Raw genomic sequence first — 20,523 nt, 5'->3', positions numbered from 1 at the left:
GCAGTTGCTGTGAGTTTCTTGGAAATATCGTATTTTTATCGTTTCCCGTATAGCTTGTCTATCAAATCCGTCCGTCCTATCCGGCGCAGTTCGTTTATGATGTTCCTGCGCTCTTCGGGTTTGTACCAGAAGAAGAATTGGCGTTGAGCCAGTTTCTCGCGCTGCGTTTTGGCACTGAATACCGGTTCCAGCGTATAAGGATGGAAGCCCGTGTACCATGCTTCGGTGGCAACGGTCATGGGAGTAGGGGTAAAGTCTTGCACTTGTTCCAGATGGAAGTCCAGTCGCTTGGTGATGACGGCAAGTTCTGCCATATCTTCCTCCTTGCATCCGGGATGGCTGCTGATGAAATAAGGAATAAGCTGCTGGCGTAGTCCTTCTTCATGGTTAATCCTGTCGAATATCTTCTTGAACTCACCGAACTGGCTGAACGGAGGCTTGCGCATGATGTTGAGCACGCGGTCTGACGTATGCTCCGGTGCTACCTTCAGGCGACCGCTGACATGGCGGGCAATGAGCTCGCGGGTATATTCCTGCGTACTTTTGTTAGTGTTCGGGTCCTTGCTCTGGTGCAGCAGCAGGTCATAGCGTACACCGCTGCCAATGAAGGACTTCTTGATGCCGGGCAGGGCATCTACGGCATGATAGATGTCGAGCAGCGGACGGTGGTCCGTATTCAGGTTGGGGCATACCTTGGGGTAGATGCACGACGGGCGTTTGCATTTCCTGCAGACGGCCTCATCCCGTCCCTTCATGCGGTACATATTGGCCGACGGGCCTCCCAAATCGCTCAAATAACCCTTGAAGTCTGGCAGCTCCGTGATGGCTTTCACCTCTTTCAGAATGCTCTCCTTGCTGCGGCTTACGATGAATTTGCCCTGGTGTGCGGAGATGGTGCAGAAGGCACATCCTCCGAAACATCCGCGATGCAGGTTGACGGAGAACTTTATCATGTCGTATGCCGGAATACGTTTTCCCTTGTATTTGGGATGGGGCAGGCGCGTGTATGGCAAGTCGAAAGAACGGTCGAGTTCAGCTTCCGTCAAAGGGGGATAGGGAGGATTGACTACTACCGTCAGCTTGCCGCTCTTTTGCAAGATGCGGGATGCTGTATATTTGTTGCTTTCCTCCTCGATATGACGGAAGTTGGCAGCTTCTTTCTTTTTATCTTTCAGACATTCTTCATGGGAAAAGAGGGTGATATCCCCTTCTTGTACCACTACTTCCTTGTCAAGGTAAACCATTTGGGGAATATCGGCGATGAGCTTTTTGAAGCTTGGGGCGTCCATCTGTGTCTGTTGGCGTTTCAGCCTTTCCGCAAGTTCCACCACCGGTTTCTCTCCCATACCGTAGATGAGTGAGTCGGCTCCGCTGTCGAGGAGGATGCTGGGGCGTACACGGTCCTGCCAATAGTCATAGTGCGTCAGGCGGCGCATGCTTGCCTCGATGCCGCCCAGTACGACGGGGACATCGGGGAATAGCTTCTTTAATATCTGGGTATATACAATGGAAGGGTACTCCGGACGCATATCCGGACGTGCATCCGGGGTATAGGCGTCATCACTGCGCAAGCGTTTGTTGGCAGTATATTTGTTGACCATCGAATCCATACAGCCGGGACTGATGCCGAAGAACAGACGGGGACGTCCCAGTTTTTTGAAGTCGCGCAAGTCGTCGCGCCAGTTGGGTTGGGGGATGATGGCTACGCGCAATCCTTCTGCTTCGAGGATGCGGCCTATGACGGCGGCTCCAAAAGAAGGGTGATCCACGTAGGCGTCACCGCTGAAAAGTATTACATCCAATTCGTCCCAACCACGCAGTTCCACTTCTTTCTTGGTAGTAGGAAGCCAGTCTGTAAGGCGATATTCTTTCATTTGCACATTAAAAACTGTAATGTCATCCGTTCTCCGTCGTAAATCTCACGGAAGCCTATCTGCTGCTCGGAAAGATACTCTTTCATGTCATTGAAGGCAGCAGCGTCGTCCATGATGATTTCCAGCTTCTCGCCTTTTCCGGCCTCGCACATGGCTTTGATGGCAGGGATTAAAGGGCTGTAATGCTGTTGTCCGCAGGTGTCGATGGTTTTCATTTATTCTTCTTCTATGGTGTCTTGTTGGGAAAGCCATTGCAGATAGAGCTTGATGAGCTGTTGTAGTCCGAAGGCCTTCATGTTGTTGTGATAGATAACGTCGATACAGAGGTCGAGCAGGTCTTTGCTGTCTTCCTCTTGCGCGGCGATGAGGGAGCGGATGTTCAGTTTCAACTTGTCGAGCACGGTTTCGTCCACAATACCGTTGCTGTCGATGAGATGGCGGAAGAGGCCGTATTTCTCGATGGTGGCAAGATTCTCTTCAGAAACTTCTAAACTACGGGTTCCGCTGGGGTTGGCTTGTATAGTGTACATGATGTTTAATGTTTAGTGGTTGATGTTTAATGATTAATGGAAGCAAAGATAGTTTTTTCACTACAGATTACACAGATTTTCACAGATTATTTATAGGGATTGCTATTTTGTCTGTGTTAATCTGTGTAATCTGTGGTGAGAAAGCGGAGTATGGATGCCATAATTACATTTCTGGATGTTTCTTCCCGGATGCTTTCAAAAGGGAATCCCATGACAAAAGTGCGATAATCACTGCCTTGATAGGCTACGGCGGCGGGTGTGTTGCCGATGGCATAGGTCATGACTGGAAAAGCGGGAGACATGGGCAGGATGCAATCAGGGGAAGTGACCGGATAGCTTTGCTCATTCGGCAGGCGGGGAAGGGTGAAGGTATGCCCCAGTCCCCGGACAGCGATTTTGTCCCCGTCTGTTTTCAGAGAGTTGCCATGCCGGTACTTCAAGATATTCTGAATAAATTCTTTATTGCCCTGCGAGCTGTCCATATCGCTGCCTACATAGGCACCGCTGACCAGGAGATGACCTCCCGACTGGCAATAGGAAGTCAGTATGCGCTGCATGGGCGAGGAGAATGTTTTGTAGTAGGTATTGCGTGCCGGATTGCTGGAATTGTCTTCTTTCTCAAGTCCGAGGATATAGTCCACTATCGGATAATCCTCTAATGAGAGGATGCCCTTTTCCACAGCCTCGTCGCTGCATGAGACGAAGCTGTAATTTCCGGCTGCCTGGATGGCTTTGCCATGTACGAAGGGGTAATCGAAAGTGTTTCCGATGATTTTCATGCCTTCGTATTCGTCACTGCTCTCTCCCAGACGTCGTCCTGCTTCCTTCCGGCTAAAATTCTGCTGGGCGCCGCAGAGGGAGATGTCATAGAGATAGGGTACGCCGGGATCTTGTGACAAGTCGAAGCCTGCCGCATCGGGGGTGTCTATAACGGCAGGCCCGCTGATGCGGTCGAATCCGTTGACGATAAGTATCTGTCCTTTTTCACGCTTTGCCTTGTAGGCGGCAAGAATTTCCGAAGGGAAGCTTTCGCCACCCCGGTTTACGGCGGTTACTTTAAAGGAATAGACGATGCCCGGTTCTATTTTTACGGTGTGGGATGAGGAGCTGACGCGTACGCCATTGTCAAATCCTCCACGACCGATACGTGTATATACAATGTATTCACGTGGTTTGGCAGTCGGCTCCAACGGGTCTTCCTCTCCTTGCCAGGAAAGCTCTAAAGTATTCTTCTTTTGACCGAAGCGGATGGCAAAGTGGCTGACGGGAAGGGGTTGGACAACGTAGTCTCTGCCGTGCTGGCTGCATATGTATTGCAGAATGGCTTTATAGAGCGCACGCCCGACGGTGAACTTGAAGTTAGGGTCATGTCCCAAGCGCATATCTGCGAAGTTCTGGTGCGACAACAGTTCTACGATGGTGGAAGGGACGGCGGGCAGGCGTGTTTCACTGTAGTTGCGGTTCCATAGGCTGCGGCGTGTCCAGTCTACGTTGAAGGTAGAGCGGATATCACGCTGCAACTGCGTTAGCAGAATGTCCGAAAGGTCACGGGAGGCATGGCGGTCTGTACCGGCATGCAGTCGGCCGTTGTTGAAGTTGGTGGTATAAATGCCGAGAGTGCCTATAATCTCATCTTCCTTACTGAAACCGGCATCGCTATGCAGGGCCATACTCATTTCAAAGGGGATGCCCAAACCTTCTTCCGTCGGGTTGAATAGTGATTTTCCTGCAAGGTAATTCACTGTACGGGAACGTACGTTGATGTCGTCGTTCATATCATTCTTTCCCTCATAGCCTCCATAGACGGGATAGGGCATGCCTGCCCATTGGGCAAAGTAGCGTGCGCCTTCCAGGTATCTGGGCAAGCCGCTGGTTTGTCCTCCGCGGGCAATGTTGCCCATGCCTCCTCCAAAGCGGACGGCATCGGCACAGACCACGCCTTTCTCTTTGCTTTCGTTGCTCAATACCACCATGCCATAGTCATTCCGGCCTTTGTCGAAAGTGAATGTGCCGAGGTACACCCATGTGCCGCCTCCTATTTGCTGGTTCACCTTGAACTCCGTGACGCCTCCATTGTGAAATACAAGATATTTGGCATCGCTTACGCTGCCCGGCAGTGTTTGGTAAGATACGTATACAGCATATTCTCCCGTTTCCGGAATATCGGGTACCCATTCGGCAAAAGCCTTGTCTTTCTTCTTTTCAGTTTTGGCAAAGCGTGCCGTGCCGGAGAGGAAAGGATTTTCATTGTCCTGATAGATTCGTTTCCGTTGGGCAAATCCGGGTCGGAAGGTCTGTTCCCAACGTGCTTTCCGGCTTTTCACGTCCAGATAAAGGGAACCTTGTCCTCCATGTCCGCTCAGGCTACCGTCATTGTCTACGATGACTTCCTGCTTCTGCGTGTCCCTTTCGCGGGGAGTGAATACATTGGCTCCTGCATTCTCTAGCATGGGCAGGAGGTAGGGCAGGATGAAGGATTGGGTGAACTGGTCTTCTGTAGTGCAGAACAGCCTCGGGCGTTGCCATCCCCATTTGTCCTTGTCATTGATATAATATTTCCCGTGGCTTTGCCAAAGGGCGATGTGGCGTCCTTCCAGTCCGCGGGTGATGTCGTAGGGGCGCGAGGTACGGGTTACCCAGGGGGTACCTTTGTATTCCAGGTGGCTGAACAGACGTGCCTTGTCTTTCTTCCCTTTCCGGTAGAGGTTGGGGATAAGCTCTTCGATGCTCTTCCCGTCAGCAAAGACGGTGAGGTCGAAATAGTTCACCGGTCCTGGCAGGATTTGTCCCAGATGGCGGTAAATGGCATCAACGGTTTCAGGCCGTAGAGGCTGGTAGGCAAAGCGCTCGTTTGTATAGACAAGCAATTTCTTCTTCCGGAAGTCAATGCGGAAACTATCCAGCTTGCAGGTACCGATGTTGGCCGTATGGGTGGTGTATTCCCTAAAGAATGTCTGGAGGCGTTCTTCCACATTCTGCTCTAGTTCTTGTGCCGGAAGGAGGAATCCACACAAGAGCCATATGCCGGTTAGGATAAGTTTTTTCATACTGATGAAATATTGAAGTTGCCAATATCTGCTTTTACCAGACGGTGGTGCGTGCAAAAGTACATAAAAGAAAGCTTCACTGATGAGCGGGTTACTTTCTTTTTATTATTTTGCAGACATATAAGTAAGTCTTAAGAATTAAAAAGCATTAATCGGCAATCTTTTTCAGTTCTGTCAGTTCCGTAACTTTGTCCGGATAGAGGATGGCGTTGTGCGCAGCCATTTGAGCTGCTTTCTTATGGATTGGGTCCATTCCTTCGGGAGAATATGGGTTTTCTGTTACATTCTGATGGGTCAATGCCTCAAACCATGTGCAGGCAGCTGTATATCTGCCTATGGTTAAGTCAAGGTGGTATCCGTCCCTATTCATATGGTCGCCGATAAAGGAGGTACGTGCATTTTGTATGGCGGTTCCCGAAGGGATAATTTTCTTGATACCCACCAGGTTGGCGGCTTTCTTTACTGCATCCACAATGCTGGTGTACATTTTCATTTGGTTCTGGTCATAGTTTTTGAATCCGGTGTGGTTGGCATTGGTAGCATAAGCCCATGTCTGGTGCATCATTAATACGGTTTCCTTTCCAATTCGTTCCCTGATATAGTTAACCAATTCAGGTAGGGAAGCTTTGTAGCTGTCATAGATACCAGACAAAGGGCTGGCCTGCTGAACACTGATATAGTCCCATTTCTCATCGGCCAGTGCTTTCTCAATAGTCATTGACCGGGTTTCTGTTTTTTCCCCGTCTTTCTCTACTTTGCGATAGGCATAGGCCGGAGCGTTGTTGCGTATGTTTTGCACGTGCCGTTCCAGTGAACATCCTCCGATAAACATATTGCCGATAATCATGGTGATACCTTCAGCTTCTCCCAGTTCGTGCAAATATTGCTCTACTGCATCTTGTGAAAAGCTGTTGCCTATTGCCAATACTTTGATGGTGTCGTTATTGGCATGGCATCCATTTGCAAACAATGTAAATGGCGTGAGTAGGAATAAAATGACAAGGATGTTGATAGCATACTTTTTCATAATGGTGTTTGTTTTTAAGTTTTGTCGTTTCGATAAATAAGTAACAAAATTATTTGATTGTTTTTATATCTGCAAATATTCCTTGGGAATATAAGAAGGCTGAGACATGAAAAAATGAGATGCATTGCCGGAGCAATACATCTCATCCTATTGTTAATATTTTATCCGTTTATAGCGGAATGTATTCCACAAAGGCTTCCATCGCCTCATAGGAAGCAAGTCCGAGGCTGTCATACAAGGCAGCTGTTCCGCGGTTACGGTCCTCGCTGCGTTGCCAGAACAGACGTTCGTCATTGCCCAGGAACGGTGCGCTTTCCATCTGCGATTGATGCTTCAGGATAGAGTTACGCTTGGCACGCAGTTCTTCCGGGCTGATGGGCACAGCCATCTCGATGTTTTCGATTTCCCATTCGGCCCATGCACCGCGGTACATCCAGATGCGGCATTCCTTCAACCATTTGGCACCTTCTTCTTTTTCCAAGTCAATGGCGGCAAATACGGCGTCCGTACAAACACGGTGTGTGCCGTGCGGGTCGGCCAGGTCGCCGGCAACGAAAATCTGATGGGGTTTCACTTCACGCAATAGGTTGCGTACAATTTCCACGTCTGCTTCGCTGATAGGATTCTTCTGTATCTTGCCCGTTTCGTAGAATGGCAGGTCAAGGAAATGACAGTGATCCAGAGGGATATTATTGTATGTACATGCAGTGCGTGCCTCGCCACGGCGAATCAGTCCCTTGATGGTCAAGATGTCGCGTGTATCCATGTCACCGTCTTTCTTCTCCTTCAAGTATTTACGGATTTCAGTATATTTGTCATTGATGACCTGGTCTTCGCTGTTGTTGAAGATTTGGTTGAACCCGTTGATGAAGTGCAGGAAGCGGATAACTTCTTCATCGCCTACGGCAATGTTACCGGAAGTTTCGTAAGCCACATGCACGTCATGTTTCTGCTCTACCAGACGACGGATGGTGCCTCCCATGGAGATAACGTCATCATCGGGATGCGGAGAGAATACGACCACGCGTTTGGGATAGGGCTTTGCACGTTCAGGGCGATAGGTGTCGTCTGCGTTCGGCTTGCCGCCCGGCCATCCGGTGATGGTATGCTGCAGGTCATTGAATATCTTGATGTTCACGTTATAGGCTGAGCCGAACAATGCCAGCAGTTCACTCAAACCGTTTTCATTGTAGTCCTTGTTGGTCAGCTTCAGAATGGGTTTTCCGGTGAGTTGGCATAGCCAGACGATGGCGCTGCGGATGAGCTTGTCGTTCCATTCGCAGGAAGTTACCAGCCAGGGGCGTTGGATACGTGTCAAGTTGGCGGCGGCAGACAAGTCGATAGCTACATGTGCATTGTTGTGGGTCTGTAGATAAGATGCAGGGATAGTATCTGTTACCGGACCTTCAACGCATTCTTTCACCTTTTGTGCTTTCTCCTCACCCCATGCCAGTAGATATATTTTCTTTGCCGAGAGGATGGTGGCTACTCCCATGGTGATGGAGCTGATGGGGGTATTTTCAATGCTACCGAACATTTTGGAAGCTTCATTGCGGGAATCGCTGTCCAGCAATATCAGACGGGTGGTAGAGTTCTGGCGTGAACCCGGTTCGTTGAAACCGATGTTACCTACACGACCAATGCCCAGCAAAGCGATATCTAAGCCACCGAAACTTTCAATGCGCTGCTCGTAAAGACGGCAATATTCAAAGATGGCGTCTTTGGCGATGGTGCTGTCGGGGGTGAAAACATTCTGTTTGTCAATGTCCACATGGTCTATCAGCATTTCCTTCAATGCGTTGAAGTTGCTGTTGATGGCATTGGGAGCTAATGGATAATATTCGTAGAGGTTGAATATGACTACGTTGCGGAAACTTAATCCCTCTTCCTGGTGCATACGTACCAAGTCTGCATATACATTGCGCGGAGAGTTACCGCCTGCCAGTGCCAAGACACAGAAACGTCCCGCCTTTTGCTTGTCACGGATTAACTGTGCAATGTCAAGGGCAATCTGGTTGGCGCCTTCTTCCGCAGACTCATAAATATCTGTCGGGATTTTTTCCAGTCGGGTCAATACCGACCGTTCAAATGCATTCTCAGGTCTATAGTACCTGGGGGAGACTCTGTTGAGAGTGATTTGAGAGCTTAGATTGGTTTTCATAAAATTTATTATTAATAAATGATTAAGTATTGAACTGTTCTTTCAATCAACAAATATACGAAAAACAATGTTCATCCGCATATTGCTGAAGATTAATTAAGAAATACTGGTCGTCCCATATCTCATATGGGTTTTGACGGTTGTACGGAAAGTGTCTTCGGTCATTCCATAAAGTCACGGCCAACCGCCACCGTGAGTATGGATTTTACGTTGGGTCAACATAGGATTTAGGGGTTAGAATTATTAAATTAATCATGTTGTCGCTTTGACATTGTTTCGAAGGACAAAAATAGGTACTTTTTGGAGAAGATGTACTCCTTCTTTTGGGTATTTTCATTAAATACTCTAAAAAAGAGGATTTGGTGCATTTTGTATAATGTCTCGTTCGTTTGGGGTATAAGTGAGGATAATCATATAAAAATAGACCATTCATCGCACTTTTTGTCGTTTGGGTTTGTTATATTTGTGTGTGTTTATAAACTCTAAAATATCAATGTATGAAAAGCTGGAAAGTAGAAGCAGCCATCATAGCCGTGGGGCTGCTTTTGTTGGGAATCATGGTAAAAGGCGGTATCAACAATTTTGTGAATAAGGACCGTGTGGTCAGTGTGAAAGGGCTGGCCGAAATGGAAGTGCCTGCCGACAAGGTAGTCTGGCCTCTTGTCTACAAAGACATAGGTAATGACCCTGCACTGCTTTATGCCAATATGGAGAAGAAAAACGCTGCCGTCGTGAGTTTCCTTGAAAACAACGGTATTGAGAAGGAGGAAATCAGTATTGCACCGCCCGAAGTGATTGACATGCAGGCCGAACGTTACGTTGACCGCAACGTGGCCTATCGTTATAATGCCACGTCTGTCATCACTGTCACTTCCAAGAATGTGGATAGGGTGCGTAAGCTCATGTCGGGGCAGGCTGAACTCTTGAAGCAGGGTATTGCCATCACGGGAGGGGATTATAAATATAATGTGTCTTATGAATTCACCGGTCTCAACGAAGTGAAGCCCAGAATGATAGAGGAGGCCACGAAGAACGCTCGTGCTGCAGCCGAGAAGTTTGCCAAGGATTCGGACAGTGAACTGGGGAAAATCCGCAATGCCTCGCAAGGGCAGTTCTCCATAAGTGACCGCGATGCCTATACTCCTTATATAAAAAGCGTACGTGTAGTGACTACTGTGAACTATTATTTGAAGAAATAACGAACTCGTCCGCATCTTTCCAAGCGGGAAACTTTAGCCTGAACTCCTGCAGGGAGGAAAGGTTGAGGGAGGCGGTGGCAATCGCCTCTTCGTTGTCGGGCACAGTGGCAAGCACTTCCCCCTTCGGAGAGTAGACCACACTGCCGCCGCTGTGTGGAATGTCTCTGCCGTCCTTGCCGATACGGTTGACACCGCAGACATAACTGATGTTTTCCAGCGCGCGCGCTTGCAGCAGGATGTCCCAGACTTTCCGGCGGGGAATGGGCCAGTTGGCGACGTAAATCAGGAGGTCGTATTCATTGCTCGTATTGCGGCTCCAGACCGGGAAACGAAGGTCATAGCATACAAGCAGCAGTATATTCCAGCCGCGATATCGGATGATGGGACGCCGGTTGCCGGGGGTGAAATGTTCTGTCTCGTGCCCCATCCGGAAGAGGTGGCGTTTGTCGTAATAGTAAGCATTGCCTTCGGGCGTAAGGAAGAATGCGCGGTTGTAGTAGGATGGCTTTCCGCCTTCCGAGGCTGTTTCGCAGGCAATATAGCTGCCGGCAAGAGCAAGCCGGTACTCTTCGGACCATTGGCGCAGTGTTGCGATGGTTTCTCCCGTTGTGGGTTCGGCCAAGCTGGCGGTGTCCATACTAAAGCCGGTGGAGAATGTTTCCGGTAAAACAACAATCTCCGTTGTTCCACGAAGAGTTTCTAACTTCTCGCGGAGACGACGGAGATTTTCTTGTTTATTTTCCCAGACGATGTCTGTTTGCAAGATGCTTATTCGCATGGCATTAATGCTTAATACCTGATTAGATATTTCCTAAATCAAAATTTTCGGGATTTTTTCCTTTAAAGTTCTTGAAGTACAGTTTTATCTCGCGCATATCCTTTTCGATGTCTCCGGTAGGCATGACAGCCTTGGTAGAGGAGATGGTCTTGGAAGGATAATCAATCCCGATAAGCATGATGGGCACTTGTGCTTTAAGTGCTATGTAATAAAAACCTTTCTTCCAGTTGGGATTGGCTTTACGGGTTCCTTCCGGTGTAATAGCCAGGTGGAAATGCTTGCTGTTTGCAAACTTTTCGGTCATTTGGTCCACTAAGGAAGATTTACGTCCCCGGTTCACCGGAATGCCGCCAACGGCTTTGAATATCAGTCCCAGAGGAAAAAAGAACCATTCCTTTTTCATCATGAAACTGGTCTTGCGGCCGATGGCACCATAAAACAATTTACCGATAAATAAGTCCCAATTGGAAGTATGGGGTGCCGCACAAATTACACATTTGTCGTAGTCGGGCACCGTCACGTTTGTCTTCCAGCCCAGCAGGCGATAATAAATGAAGCTATAAAAGGCTTTCTTCATCTTATTTCAGTTTGCCCATTGCGTCAATAATTTCGTCTACTTTTGCATTGAAGTCAGCACGAAGTTTTTTGTAGAAACCTTTTACATTTCCTGGCTCGGTGTGGCTGATGCGGCTTATGAATTCATCTTGCATTTTCAGAATTTCAGCCATCAGTTCATCGGCTTTTTGTTTGTCTGTTCCAGGCACATATAAGCTGTTTACAAGACACTCTGTGAACAATTCACCTGCAATATAGTTTATATTCTTCTTTAGTTCTTTTCTACTTGCCATAATCTTTACGTTTAAAATGAATAATCTGAATTATTTTCGGTAAAGATAATGTTTTTCTTTGTTAGTGTAGAGCAAAAAAGGGTTTTTATGTGTTTTTAATTTAGTAGTTTTGTGGAATTATTCCACAAACTGTGGACACATTCCACAGGGAAAAATGGAGGATGCCACCATGAATAAAGAACTGCCGTCTGCTTTTCTGCTTGATATATAGTTTGTTAGACGTAATGGATGAGATGGTGATAGATTGGCATCGGATTTGCTTTAATAGAAAGAAACAGGGTTAAATTTAATATACAAACAAGCATGAGACAGTTTTTTACGAAAAAAGAATTGAAACTAAAGAAGAAGAGGTTGCTGATGATGGTTGCCTGCATGGCGGTATTGTTGGCAGGTTACGTTATTCTGACTTGGCCTAAGAAGGTGGAATCGGAAGCTCCTACCGTGATTGTGGAATCTGCGGAAAAAGGAGATGTGGAGATATATGGCGAGTACGTGGGACGTATTCGCGCTCAGCAGTTTGTAGAGGTACGTGCGCGTGTGGAAGGGTATTTGGAGAATATGCTTTTCGCAGAAGGAACATATGTCACCAAGAACCAGGTACTTTTTGTGATAAACCAGGACCAGTATAGGGCAAAGGCTGACAAAGCTCGTGCACAGTTAAAGAAGGATGAAGCGCAGGCATTGAAGGCAAAGCGCGATTTGGAGCGTATCCGCCCCCTCTATGCGCAGAACGCTGCCAGCCAGCTGGATTTGGACAATGCCCAGGCTGCTTACGAGACTGCAGAAGCCTCAGTAGCGATGAGCCAGGCCGATTTGGACCAGGCTGAATTGGAATTGGGATATACGTTGGTCCGTTCTCCGCTATCGGGACATATCAGTGAAAGAAATGTGGATTTGGGAACATTGGTCGGACCGGGAGGCAAGTCCTTGCTGGCTACGGTTGTGAAAAGTGATACGGTTCTGGTAGATTTCAGCATGACGGCATTGGATTACCTGAAAAGCAAGGAACGGAATATCGATATAGGGCGTCAGGACTCTACACGTTCCTGGCAGCCGAACATTACGATTACTTTGGCGGATAATACCGTCTATCCTTATAAGGGCTATGTGGATTTTGCCGAACCTCAGGTGGACCCTCAGACCGGAACATTCTCCGTGCGTGCCGAAATGCCGAACCCTAACAAAGTGTTGTTACCGGGGCAGTTTACAAAGGTTAAGCTATTGCTGGATGTACGTGAGGGTGCTGTCGCCGTTCCTCAAAAGGCGGTTACCATTGAGAAAGGTGGTGCATATATTTTTGTGATGCGCCGGGACTCTACGGTTGAAAAGCGTTTCATTGAACTGGGACCTGAATTTGGCAACAATTGGGTGGTTGAGCGTGGTCTGGTTGCCGGAGAACAAATTGTGACTGAAGGTTTCCACAAGCTGACTCCGGGTATGAAAGTACGTGCCCAGGCTGCCGTTCCTAAAAAGGAGGAAGAGCAGACGAGTGATTCTCTGAACAAGCAGGTTGTTTCCGAAACGAAGCAGACTACTCCGGCTGAGAATAAATCAAAGGACAACAACCCTTCAAAGTAATGATGTTATGAAAGTAAGTTTCTTTATAGACCGCCCGGTATTCTCGGCGGTGATATCGATTGTGATTGTAATTGTCGGTATCATTGGCCTGACCATGCTGCCGGTAGACCAATATCCGCAGATAACGCCTCCCGTAGTGAAAATCAGTGCTTCCTATCCGGGAGCCAGTGCATTGACTGTTTCGCAGGCGGTGGCAACCCCTATCGAGCAAGAGATAAACGGTACTCCCGGTATGCTGTACATGGAGTCCAACAGTTCTAATTCCGGAGGATTTTCAGCTACGGTCACTTTCGACGTGTCTGCCGACCCGGATTTGGCTGCCGTAGAAATACAGAACCGTGTGAAACTGGCGGAGAGCCGTTTGCCAGCCGAAGTGATTCAGAACGGTATTTCTGTGGAAAAGCAGGCTCCCAGCCAATTGATGACTATCTGTCTGACTTCCAGTGACCCGAAGTTCGACGAAATTTATTTGAGTAACTTTGCTACTATCAATGTACTCGACTTGTTGCGCCGTATCCCCGGTGTGGGACGTGTTTCCAACATCGGTAGCCGCTACTATGCCATGCAGATATGGGCGTTGCCCGACAAACTTGCCAACTTCGGACTGACGGTGCAGGATTTGCAGAATGCCCTGAAGGACCAGAACCGTGAGTCTGCTGCGGGTGTTTTGGGACAACAGCCGGTGAAGGGACTCGACATTACTATCCCTATCACTACCCAGGGACGCTTAAGTTCGGCAAAGCAGTTTGAGGACATTGTGGTCCGTGCCAATGCCAACGGTTCCATTATCCGTCTGCGCGATGTGGCGCGTGTTTCATTGGAAGCATCTTCATATAGCACGGAGAGTGGCATCAACGGTGAGAATGCTGCCGTTCTCGGTATCTATATGCTTCCCGGGGCCAATGCAATGGAAGTTGCAAAGAGCGTAAAGGCTGCTATGGAGGAAATCAGTGCAAATTTCCCTGAGGGGATGAGTTATGAGATTCCCTTCGACATGACGACTTATATTTCCGAATCCATTCACGAAGTGTACAAGACGTTGTTCGAAGCGCTGATTCTGGTGGTGCTGGTTGTATTTCTATCCTTGCAAAGTTGGCGTGCGACGGTGATACCGATTGTTGCGGTACCTATTTCCCTGATTGGTACCTTCGGTTTCATGCTTATTTTCGGTTTCTCTCTGAACATACTGACTTTGCTTGGATTGATTCTCGCCATCGGTATTGTGGTGGATGATGCCATTGTGGTGGTGGAGAATGTAGAACATCTTATGGAGACGGAGAAATTGAGCCCGTATGAAGCTACCAAAAAGGCGATGAACGGATTGGCAAGTGCCTTGATTGCCACATCGTTGGTGCTCTGTGCCGTGTTTGTGCCGGTAAGTTTCTTGAGCGGAATCACCGGACAGTTATACCGTCAGTTTACCATTACTATCGCCGTTTCCGTATTGCTTTCTACGGTAGTGGCCCTGACGCTTAGTCCCGTCATGTGTTCGCTCATATTGAAGCCCGACAGTGGAAAGAAAAAGAACATAGTTTTCCGCAAAATCAATGAATGGCTGAACTTGGGCAATCACAAATACGTGGCTGTCATTAACCGGGTCATCAGGAATCCCCGCCGCTTGATGAGTGCGTTCGGCCTGGTACTGGTTGCCATTTTCATTATCCACCGGTTGGTGCCTACCAGCTTCCTGCCGGTAGAAGACCAGGGCTATTTTAAGATAGAGTTGGAGTTGCCGGAAGGTGCTACTTTGGAGCGAACCCGTGTGGTGACCGACCGTGCCGTGCAATACTTGGAGAAGAATCCCTATGTGGCCTATGTGCAGAACGTGACGGGTAGCAGCCCCCGTGTGGGTAGCAACCAGGCACGCAGTGAGCTGACGGTTATTCTGAAACCGTGGGAAGAGCGTAAGGGGATTTCCATCGATAAGATAATGGAGAATGTGGAGAAGGATTTGAAGGAATATCCCGAATGCAAGGTCTATCTTTCCACGCCTCCGGTCATTCCGGGATTGGGTACCTCGGGAGGTTTCGAAATGCAGCTTGAGGCGCGTGGAGAGGCGACGTTTGACAACTTGGTGCAGGCGGCAGATACGCTGATGTATTATGCCCAGAAGCATAAGGAGCTGACGGGGCTTTCATCATCCTTGCAGTCTGAAATACCGCAACTTTATTTTGATGTGGACCGTGATAAGGTGAAAATGCTGGGTGTGCCCCTGGCGGATGTATTCTCTACCATGAAGGCCTATACCGGTTCAGTATATGTGAATGACTTCAATATGTTCAACCGTATATATAAGGTGTATATCCAGGCCGAGGCTCCTTATCGTGAGCATAAGGACAATATCAACTTGTTCTTTGTAAAGGCAAAAGACGGAGTGATGGTGCCGCTTACTTCCTTGGGAAATGCCTCTTATACCACCGGTCCGGGCAGTATCAAGCGTTTCAATATGTTTACCACTGCCGTCATCCGCGGTTCTGCGGCACAAGGCTACAGTTCCGGCCAGGCAATGGAGATTATGGAGCAGATTGCACGTAACCACTTGCCGGACAATATCGGTCTGGAGTGGAGTGGCCTTTCCTATCAGGAAAAGAAGGCGGGAGGACAGACGGGTCTTGTGCTTACGCTGGTATTCCTTTTCGTATTCCTCTTTTTGGCTGCGCAATATGAAAGTTGGACGGTGCCTATCGCTGTATTGCTTTCACTGCCGGTTGCCGCTTTGGGTGCCTATCTGGGCGTTGTGATATGCGGATTGGAGAATGATATTTATTTCCAGATCGGCTTGGTGATGCTGGTGGGGCTTGCGGCAAAGAATGCCATTTTGATTGTGGAGTTTGCCAAGGTGCAGGTTGACAAGGGAGGAGACTTGATACAGTCTGCCATCCATGCTGCCCAACTCCGTTTCCGGCCTATCCTGATGACTTCCCTCGCCTTTGTATTGGGAATGCTTCCTATGGTGTTGGCAAGCGGACCGGGCTCGGCGAGCCGTCAGGCCATCGGTACGGGTGTTTTCTTCGGAATGATATTTGCCATTGTATTCGGTATTGTGCTTGTACCGTTCTTCTTTGTCCTGGTATACAAGACAAAAGCCAAAGTGCAGCATAAGATTAAGAAAGACTGATTTTAAAGACAACGTTTATGAAAAGAAAGAACATATATATTATTTTGTTGCTGAGTATGTTTGCCCTTACCTCATGCAAGGTGGGCAAGAGCTATGTGCGTCCGGAGATGGCATTGCCGGATAGCCTGGCACAGCAGCAGGATAGCATGAGCATAGCCGATGAACAGTGGCAGGCAGTTTATACGGACAGCACGCTGCGTGCTTTGATAGACCGTGCTCTGGAATATAACAAAGACATGCTGATTGCAGCTTCCCGTGTCAAGGAGATGGCTGCCCAAAAACGTATCAGTGTTGCCAACCTTCTGCCGCAGCTCACCGGAAAGGTGGAGGCTGAGCGCGAGGTGGAGAATTACGGTGGTCATAGCCGTGATGTAGGCAATACTTACGAAGCCAAGGCGTTGCTCTCTTGGGAACTGGACCTTTGGGGAAACTTGAGATGGAAAAAAGTGGCTGCTGTGGCCGAATATTTGCAAAGTGTGGAGGCGCAGCGTGCGTTGCGCATGACCATCGTTGCCGAAGTGGCGCAGGCTTATTATGAGCTGGTAGCCCTTGATACGGAACTGGAGATTGTGCGCCAGACACAAAAGGCGCGTGAAGAGGGAGTGCGCTTGGCGCGTATCCGTTTTGAAGGAGGGCTGACCTCGGAGACCTCTTATCAACAGGCTCAAGTGGAGTTGGCTCGTACGGCTACTCTTGTTCCGGATTTGGAACGCCGTATCTCTCTGAAAGAAAATGATATATCCTTCCTTGTGGGGGAATTCCCTACCCGTATCAAGCGTGTCAATTTTCTGCAGGAACTGGATGTGCCGGAGTCCTTACCGGTAGGTCTGCCTTCCGATTTGTTGGAACGTCGCCCCGATGTCCGTGTGGCGGAGCAGCAGTTGAGGGCTGAACATGCCAGAGTGAAAGTTGCTTATACCAATATGTTCCCCCGTTTGGCCCTGACCGGACAATTTGGATTGGAAAGTGATGTGTTATCCAATTTCCTGGAATCTCCCTATTCCTTATTGAATGGGGCAGTCTTGGCACCACTTTTCGGTTGGGGAAAGAACCGTGCTGCATTGAATGCACAGAAGGCTTCTTTTGAAGCCGAAGTGCATAGCTATGAAAAGACAGTGCTGAATGCTTTTAAGGAAGCGAAGAATGCCATTGTAGATTTCAATAAGATAAAGGAGGTCTACCAACTGCGTGCCAAACTTGAACGTTCTGCCAAGGGATATGTGGATTTGGCACAGTTGCAATACATCAACGGCGTCATCAATTATATGGATGTGCTCGATGCCCAGCGTGGTTATTTCGATGCCCAAATAGGGGTGAGCAATGCCATCCGCGACGAACTTATTGCCATGGTAAATGTCTATAAGGCATTGGGGGGTGGCTGGCAAACCGAATGACGTGTGATTAAAGAAGACAGCAAGGGCGTGTATGTACCGAAATATTTGATGGTATATACACGCCCTTGTTCTATAATTGGCTTATTTCATCTAGGATTCTGTATTTAGAGTCTCCTTGTTTTCTTTCTTTTCCTTTGCCTTTTCTACTTCAAGAGCTACGTTTACAGCATTCATGCCTTTAAGGCCACGTTCGAGGTCGAACGTCACAATATTGTTTTCTGCTATATCTGTCAGCACATTGTTAATGTGGAAAAAGTATTTTTCGACCCCGGATAAGTCCTTGATGAAGCCGAAGCCTTTCGATTCATTGAAAAACTCGATACGTCCTCTGCGGATGACCGGTTCTTCCTTGTCTTTTTTGGGAGTTGATATGACGATTTCTTCCAGCTTTATTTCTTCTTTGGGAGTGTTTTCTGCCGGAGGAGTAGAGGTTATCATGCCGTTTTCGTCAACATAGGCAATCATATCTTCAAAGCTATTGGCTTTGTTGGATAGTTTTTTTTCTTCTTTCTTTTTTTGTTTTTCAGCTCGTCGGGCGAGTCTTTTCTTTTCATTTTCACGCTTGTCTGCGGAGATGGATTTGGCCATGTATTTTTATTTATTGAGTTATAAAAAAAGCAGGGGGTATTGCTACAACACCTCCTGCTTTTGTCAGTAGTTAAGAATATTAATATCTTCTAGAGTTGTAACCGCCTCTTCTGTCGCGATTGCCGCCATTGGAAGGTCTTTCTTCGCGGGGGCGTGCCACGTTTACCGAGATTTGTTTGTGGTCAAATTCAGCACCGTTCAATTCGTCAATGGCTTTTTGGCCTGCTGCATCGTCCGGCATTTCTACGAAACCGAAACCTCTGGATCTTCTTGTTTCTCTGTCTGTAATGATTCTTGCAGAAGAAACTTCTCCGTACTCTGAAAATAAATCGTTTAAGTCAGCGTCTGTTGTGCTGAAATTTAAACCTGAAATGTAAATGTTCATTTGAAATTTTAATTAATTGTAATTATTAAATTGGAGTATGGAGAATAATTATGGAAGAGACCGCCTAATAATAGTTGTATATTAAAAGAAGAACAATGCGATAACGACTCGTAACTCAAACTTTGCGGCAAAGATAACACAATAAATCAGTTAATTGCTTTCTTCTCCTTTTTATTTTAGGATAAAAAACGATAAATGTCATTTTATACATTATTTCGGCCTCTCGTTTGCATATCTTACGAAAAAAAGCGAAATTTGCGACGCTTTTAAACGGAACTTTACTAACACCTTTAAATAATTAAGAGAAATGACTAAAAGTGCATTGCAAATTGCAAGGGCTGCCTATCAGCCCAAACTTCCGAAAGCGCTGAAAGGAACTGTTAAGGCTGCAGAAGGCGCAGCTACTCAGTCTGTTGCTGACCAGGAAGAAATCAAGAAATTGTTCCCCAATACGTACGGAATGCCTTTGATTAAGTTTGAAACTACCGATGAGGTGGTTAACTTCCCCGCAATGAACGTGGGTGTTATCCTTTCCGGTGGACAGGCTCCTGGCGGTCACAATGTGATTTCCGGTATTTTCGACGGTATCAAGAAGCTGAACAAAGACAGCAAATTGTATGGCTTTATTCTGGGTCCTGGCGGCTTGGTTGACCATAATTATATGGAACTGACTGCTGACATCATTGATGAATACCGCAATACGGGTGGTTTTGACATCATCGGTTCGGGCCGTACCAAGCTGGAAAAGGAAGAACAGTTTGAGAAAGGTTATGAAATCCTGAAAGAACTCGGCATCAAGGCATTGGTTATCATCGGTGGCGATGACTCCAACACTAATGCTTGCGTACTGGCTGAATACTATGCTGCCAAGAATTATGGCGTGCAGGTAATAGGTTGCCCCAAGACCATCGACGGTGACTTGAAGAATGATATGATTGAAACTTCTTTCGGTTTCGATACTGCTTGCAAGACTTACTCTGAAGTAATCGGCAACATCCAACGTGACTGTAACTCTGCTCGTAAATACTGGCACTTCATCAAGTTGATGGGACGTTCCGCTTCTCATATCGCTTTGGAATGTGCATTGCAGGTTCAACCCAATATGTGTATCATCTCTGAAGAGGTTGAAGCTAAGGATATGTCTTTGGACGACATCGTGACCAGCATTGCCAAGGTCGTTGCTGAACGTGCAGCCCAGGGTAACAACTTTGGTACGGTTCTTATCCCCGAAGGATTGGTTGAATTCATCCCGGCCATGAAGCGTCTGATTGCTGAGTTGAACGACTTCCTTGCTGCCAATGCAGAAGAGTTTGCTCAAATTAAGAAATCTCACCAACGCGATTATATCATCCGTAAACTCTCTCCGGAGAATGCGGCCATCTACGCAAGCTTGCCCGAAGGCGTGGCTCGCCAGTTGTCTCTGGACCGCGACCCGCACGGAAACGTACAGGTATCTCTGATTGAAACAGAAAAGTTGCTGTCCGAAATGGTTGGCACTAAGCTGGCTCAGTGGAAAGAAGAGGGCAAGTTCGTAGGCAAGTTTGCTGCACAGCACCACTTCTTCGGTTACGAAGGACGTTGCGCTGCTCCGTCTAACTTCGACGCTGACTACTGCTACTCTTTGGGTTATGCAGCATCTGCATTGATTGCTAACGGAAAGACCGGTTACATGTCTTCTGTACGCAACACTACTGCTCCTGCCGAAGAATGGATTGCAGGCGGTGTGCCCATCACTATGATGATGAACATGGAACGTCGCCACGGTGAAATGAAGCCGGTTATCCAGAAGGCTCTGGTGAAGCTGGACGGTGCTCCGTTCAAGGCATTCGCTGCTCAGCGTGACCGTTGGGCTATGGAAACAGACTACGTTTATCCAGGCCCTATCCAGTACTTCGGTCCGACAGAAGTTTGCGACCAGGCTACGAAGACTTTGCAGCTGGAGCAGGCTAAATAAGTTGATGCATCAACAAGTTGACAATAAAACGGAGGGGCGGTT

At 47.8% G+C, this 20,523-nt stretch carries 16 protein-coding genes; 5 read left to right on the top strand and 11 right to left on the bottom strand.

What is annotated here, in order from left to right:
• Positions 1-35: 35 nt before the first annotated feature.
• The 6 genes from DWX62_RS16680 to DWX62_RS16655 form a co-directional block, all read right to left on the bottom strand.
• A complete protein-coding gene (locus DWX62_RS16680) occupies positions 36-1,874 on the bottom strand; it encodes a YgiQ family radical SAM protein (protein WP_005826685.1) in 1,839 nt (612 codons plus the stop codon).
• Entirely contained in the window at positions 1,871-2,089 is a 219-nt protein-coding gene (locus DWX62_RS16675; protein ID WP_005826683.1) for a sulfurtransferase TusA family protein, read from the bottom strand. The genes DWX62_RS16680 and DWX62_RS16675 overlap by 4 nt, the downstream gene beginning before the upstream one ends.
• Positions 2,090-2,404, bottom strand: a complete 315-nt coding sequence (locus DWX62_RS16670; RefSeq protein ID WP_005826681.1) for a hypothetical protein — start codon at positions 2,402-2,404, stop codon at positions 2,090-2,092.
• Between the two features lie 116 nt (positions 2,405-2,520).
• The gene (locus DWX62_RS16665) at positions 2,521-5,451 is read right to left on the bottom strand and encodes a hypothetical protein (protein WP_005826679.1); all 2,931 of its coding nucleotides are present in this window, start codon (positions 5,449-5,451) and stop codon (positions 2,521-2,523) included.
• A gap of 148 nt (positions 5,452-5,599) precedes the next feature.
• Positions 5,600-6,478 (bottom strand): DUF4886 domain-containing protein, encoded by an 879-nt coding sequence (locus DWX62_RS16660; protein WP_057256390.1) that lies wholly within the window; start codon positions 6,476-6,478, stop codon positions 5,600-5,602.
• 169 nt (positions 6,479-6,647) lie between these two features.
• Positions 6,648-8,639, bottom strand: a complete 1,992-nt coding sequence (locus DWX62_RS16655; protein ID WP_022402087.1) for a glucosamine-6-phosphate deaminase — start codon at positions 8,637-8,639, stop codon at positions 6,648-6,650.
• 497 nt (positions 8,640-9,136) lie between these two features.
• On the opposite strand from DWX62_RS16655, the gene DWX62_RS16650 reads away from it, so the two are divergent.
• Positions 9,137-9,838, top strand: coding sequence for an SIMPL domain-containing protein (locus tag DWX62_RS16650; protein ID WP_005826670.1), 702 nt, complete (start codon positions 9,137-9,139; stop codon positions 9,836-9,838).
• Here DWX62_RS16650 and DWX62_RS16645 read toward each other — a convergent pair.
• From DWX62_RS16645 to DWX62_RS16635, 3 genes are read right to left on the bottom strand one after another with little or no spacing between them, the layout of a single operon-like run.
• On the bottom strand, positions 9,810-10,616 hold the full coding sequence (locus tag DWX62_RS16645) for an amidohydrolase (protein WP_009036814.1): 807 nt from the start codon (positions 10,614-10,616) through the stop codon (positions 9,810-9,812). The genes DWX62_RS16650 and DWX62_RS16645 overlap by 29 nt on opposite strands.
• A gap of 22 nt (positions 10,617-10,638) precedes the next feature.
• On the bottom strand, positions 10,639-11,193 hold the full coding sequence (locus DWX62_RS16640; RefSeq protein ID WP_005826663.1) for a 1-acyl-sn-glycerol-3-phosphate acyltransferase: 555 nt from the start codon (positions 11,191-11,193) through the stop codon (positions 10,639-10,641).
• A 1-nt stretch (position 11,194) separates the two neighbouring features.
• A complete protein-coding gene (locus DWX62_RS16635; RefSeq protein ID WP_005826660.1) occupies positions 11,195-11,464 on the bottom strand; it encodes a hypothetical protein in 270 nt (89 codons plus the stop codon).
• A 303-nt stretch (positions 11,465-11,767) separates the two neighbouring features.
• Here DWX62_RS16635 and DWX62_RS16630 point away from each other — a divergent pair, with 303 nt between their 5' ends.
• The 3 genes from DWX62_RS16630 to DWX62_RS16620 are packed head-to-tail and all read left to right on the top strand — an operon-like array spanning position 11,768 to position 17,554.
• Positions 11,768-13,042 carry an efflux RND transporter periplasmic adaptor subunit gene (locus DWX62_RS16630; protein WP_005826657.1) on the top strand — a complete coding sequence of 425 codons (1,275 nt, stop codon included), beginning with the start codon at positions 11,768-11,770 and terminating at the stop codon, positions 13,040-13,042.
• 7 nt (positions 13,043-13,049) lie between these two features.
• Complete coding sequence (locus tag DWX62_RS16625; protein WP_005826654.1) at positions 13,050-16,160, top strand: multidrug efflux RND transporter permease subunit; 3,111 nt, start codon at positions 13,050-13,052, stop codon at positions 16,158-16,160.
• Between the two features lie 17 nt (positions 16,161-16,177).
• Entirely contained in the window at positions 16,178-17,554 is a 1,377-nt protein-coding gene (locus DWX62_RS16620) for an efflux transporter outer membrane subunit (protein WP_005826651.1), read from the top strand.
• 90 nt (positions 17,555-17,644) lie between these two features.
• Here DWX62_RS16620 and DWX62_RS16615 read toward each other — a convergent pair whose 3' ends face one another.
• Positions 17,645-18,142 carry a cold shock domain-containing protein gene (locus DWX62_RS16615; RefSeq protein ID WP_005826650.1) on the bottom strand — a complete coding sequence of 166 codons (498 nt, stop codon included), beginning with the start codon at positions 18,140-18,142 and terminating at the stop codon, positions 17,645-17,647.
• Positions 18,143-18,221: 79 nt separating this feature from the next.
• Positions 18,222-18,527, bottom strand: a complete 306-nt coding sequence (locus DWX62_RS16610; RefSeq protein WP_005826648.1) for an RNA-binding protein — start codon at positions 18,525-18,527, stop codon at positions 18,222-18,224.
• A 307-nt stretch (positions 18,528-18,834) separates the two neighbouring features.
• Here DWX62_RS16610 and DWX62_RS16605 point away from each other — a divergent pair, with 307 nt between their 5' ends.
• A complete protein-coding gene (locus DWX62_RS16605; RefSeq protein ID WP_005826644.1) occupies positions 18,835-20,481 on the top strand; it encodes a diphosphate--fructose-6-phosphate 1-phosphotransferase in 1,647 nt (548 codons plus the stop codon).
• Positions 20,482-20,523 lie beyond the last annotated feature (42 nt).

The sequence above is a fragment of the Bacteroides sp. AF20-13LB genome (assembly GCF_003603065.1).
Classification (GTDB): domain Bacteria; phylum Bacteroidota; class Bacteroidia; order Bacteroidales; family Bacteroidaceae; genus Bacteroides; species Bacteroides uniformis.
Note: the sequence above shows the minus strand (reverse complement) of the source record. Positions and strands in the feature narration are given on the sequence as shown.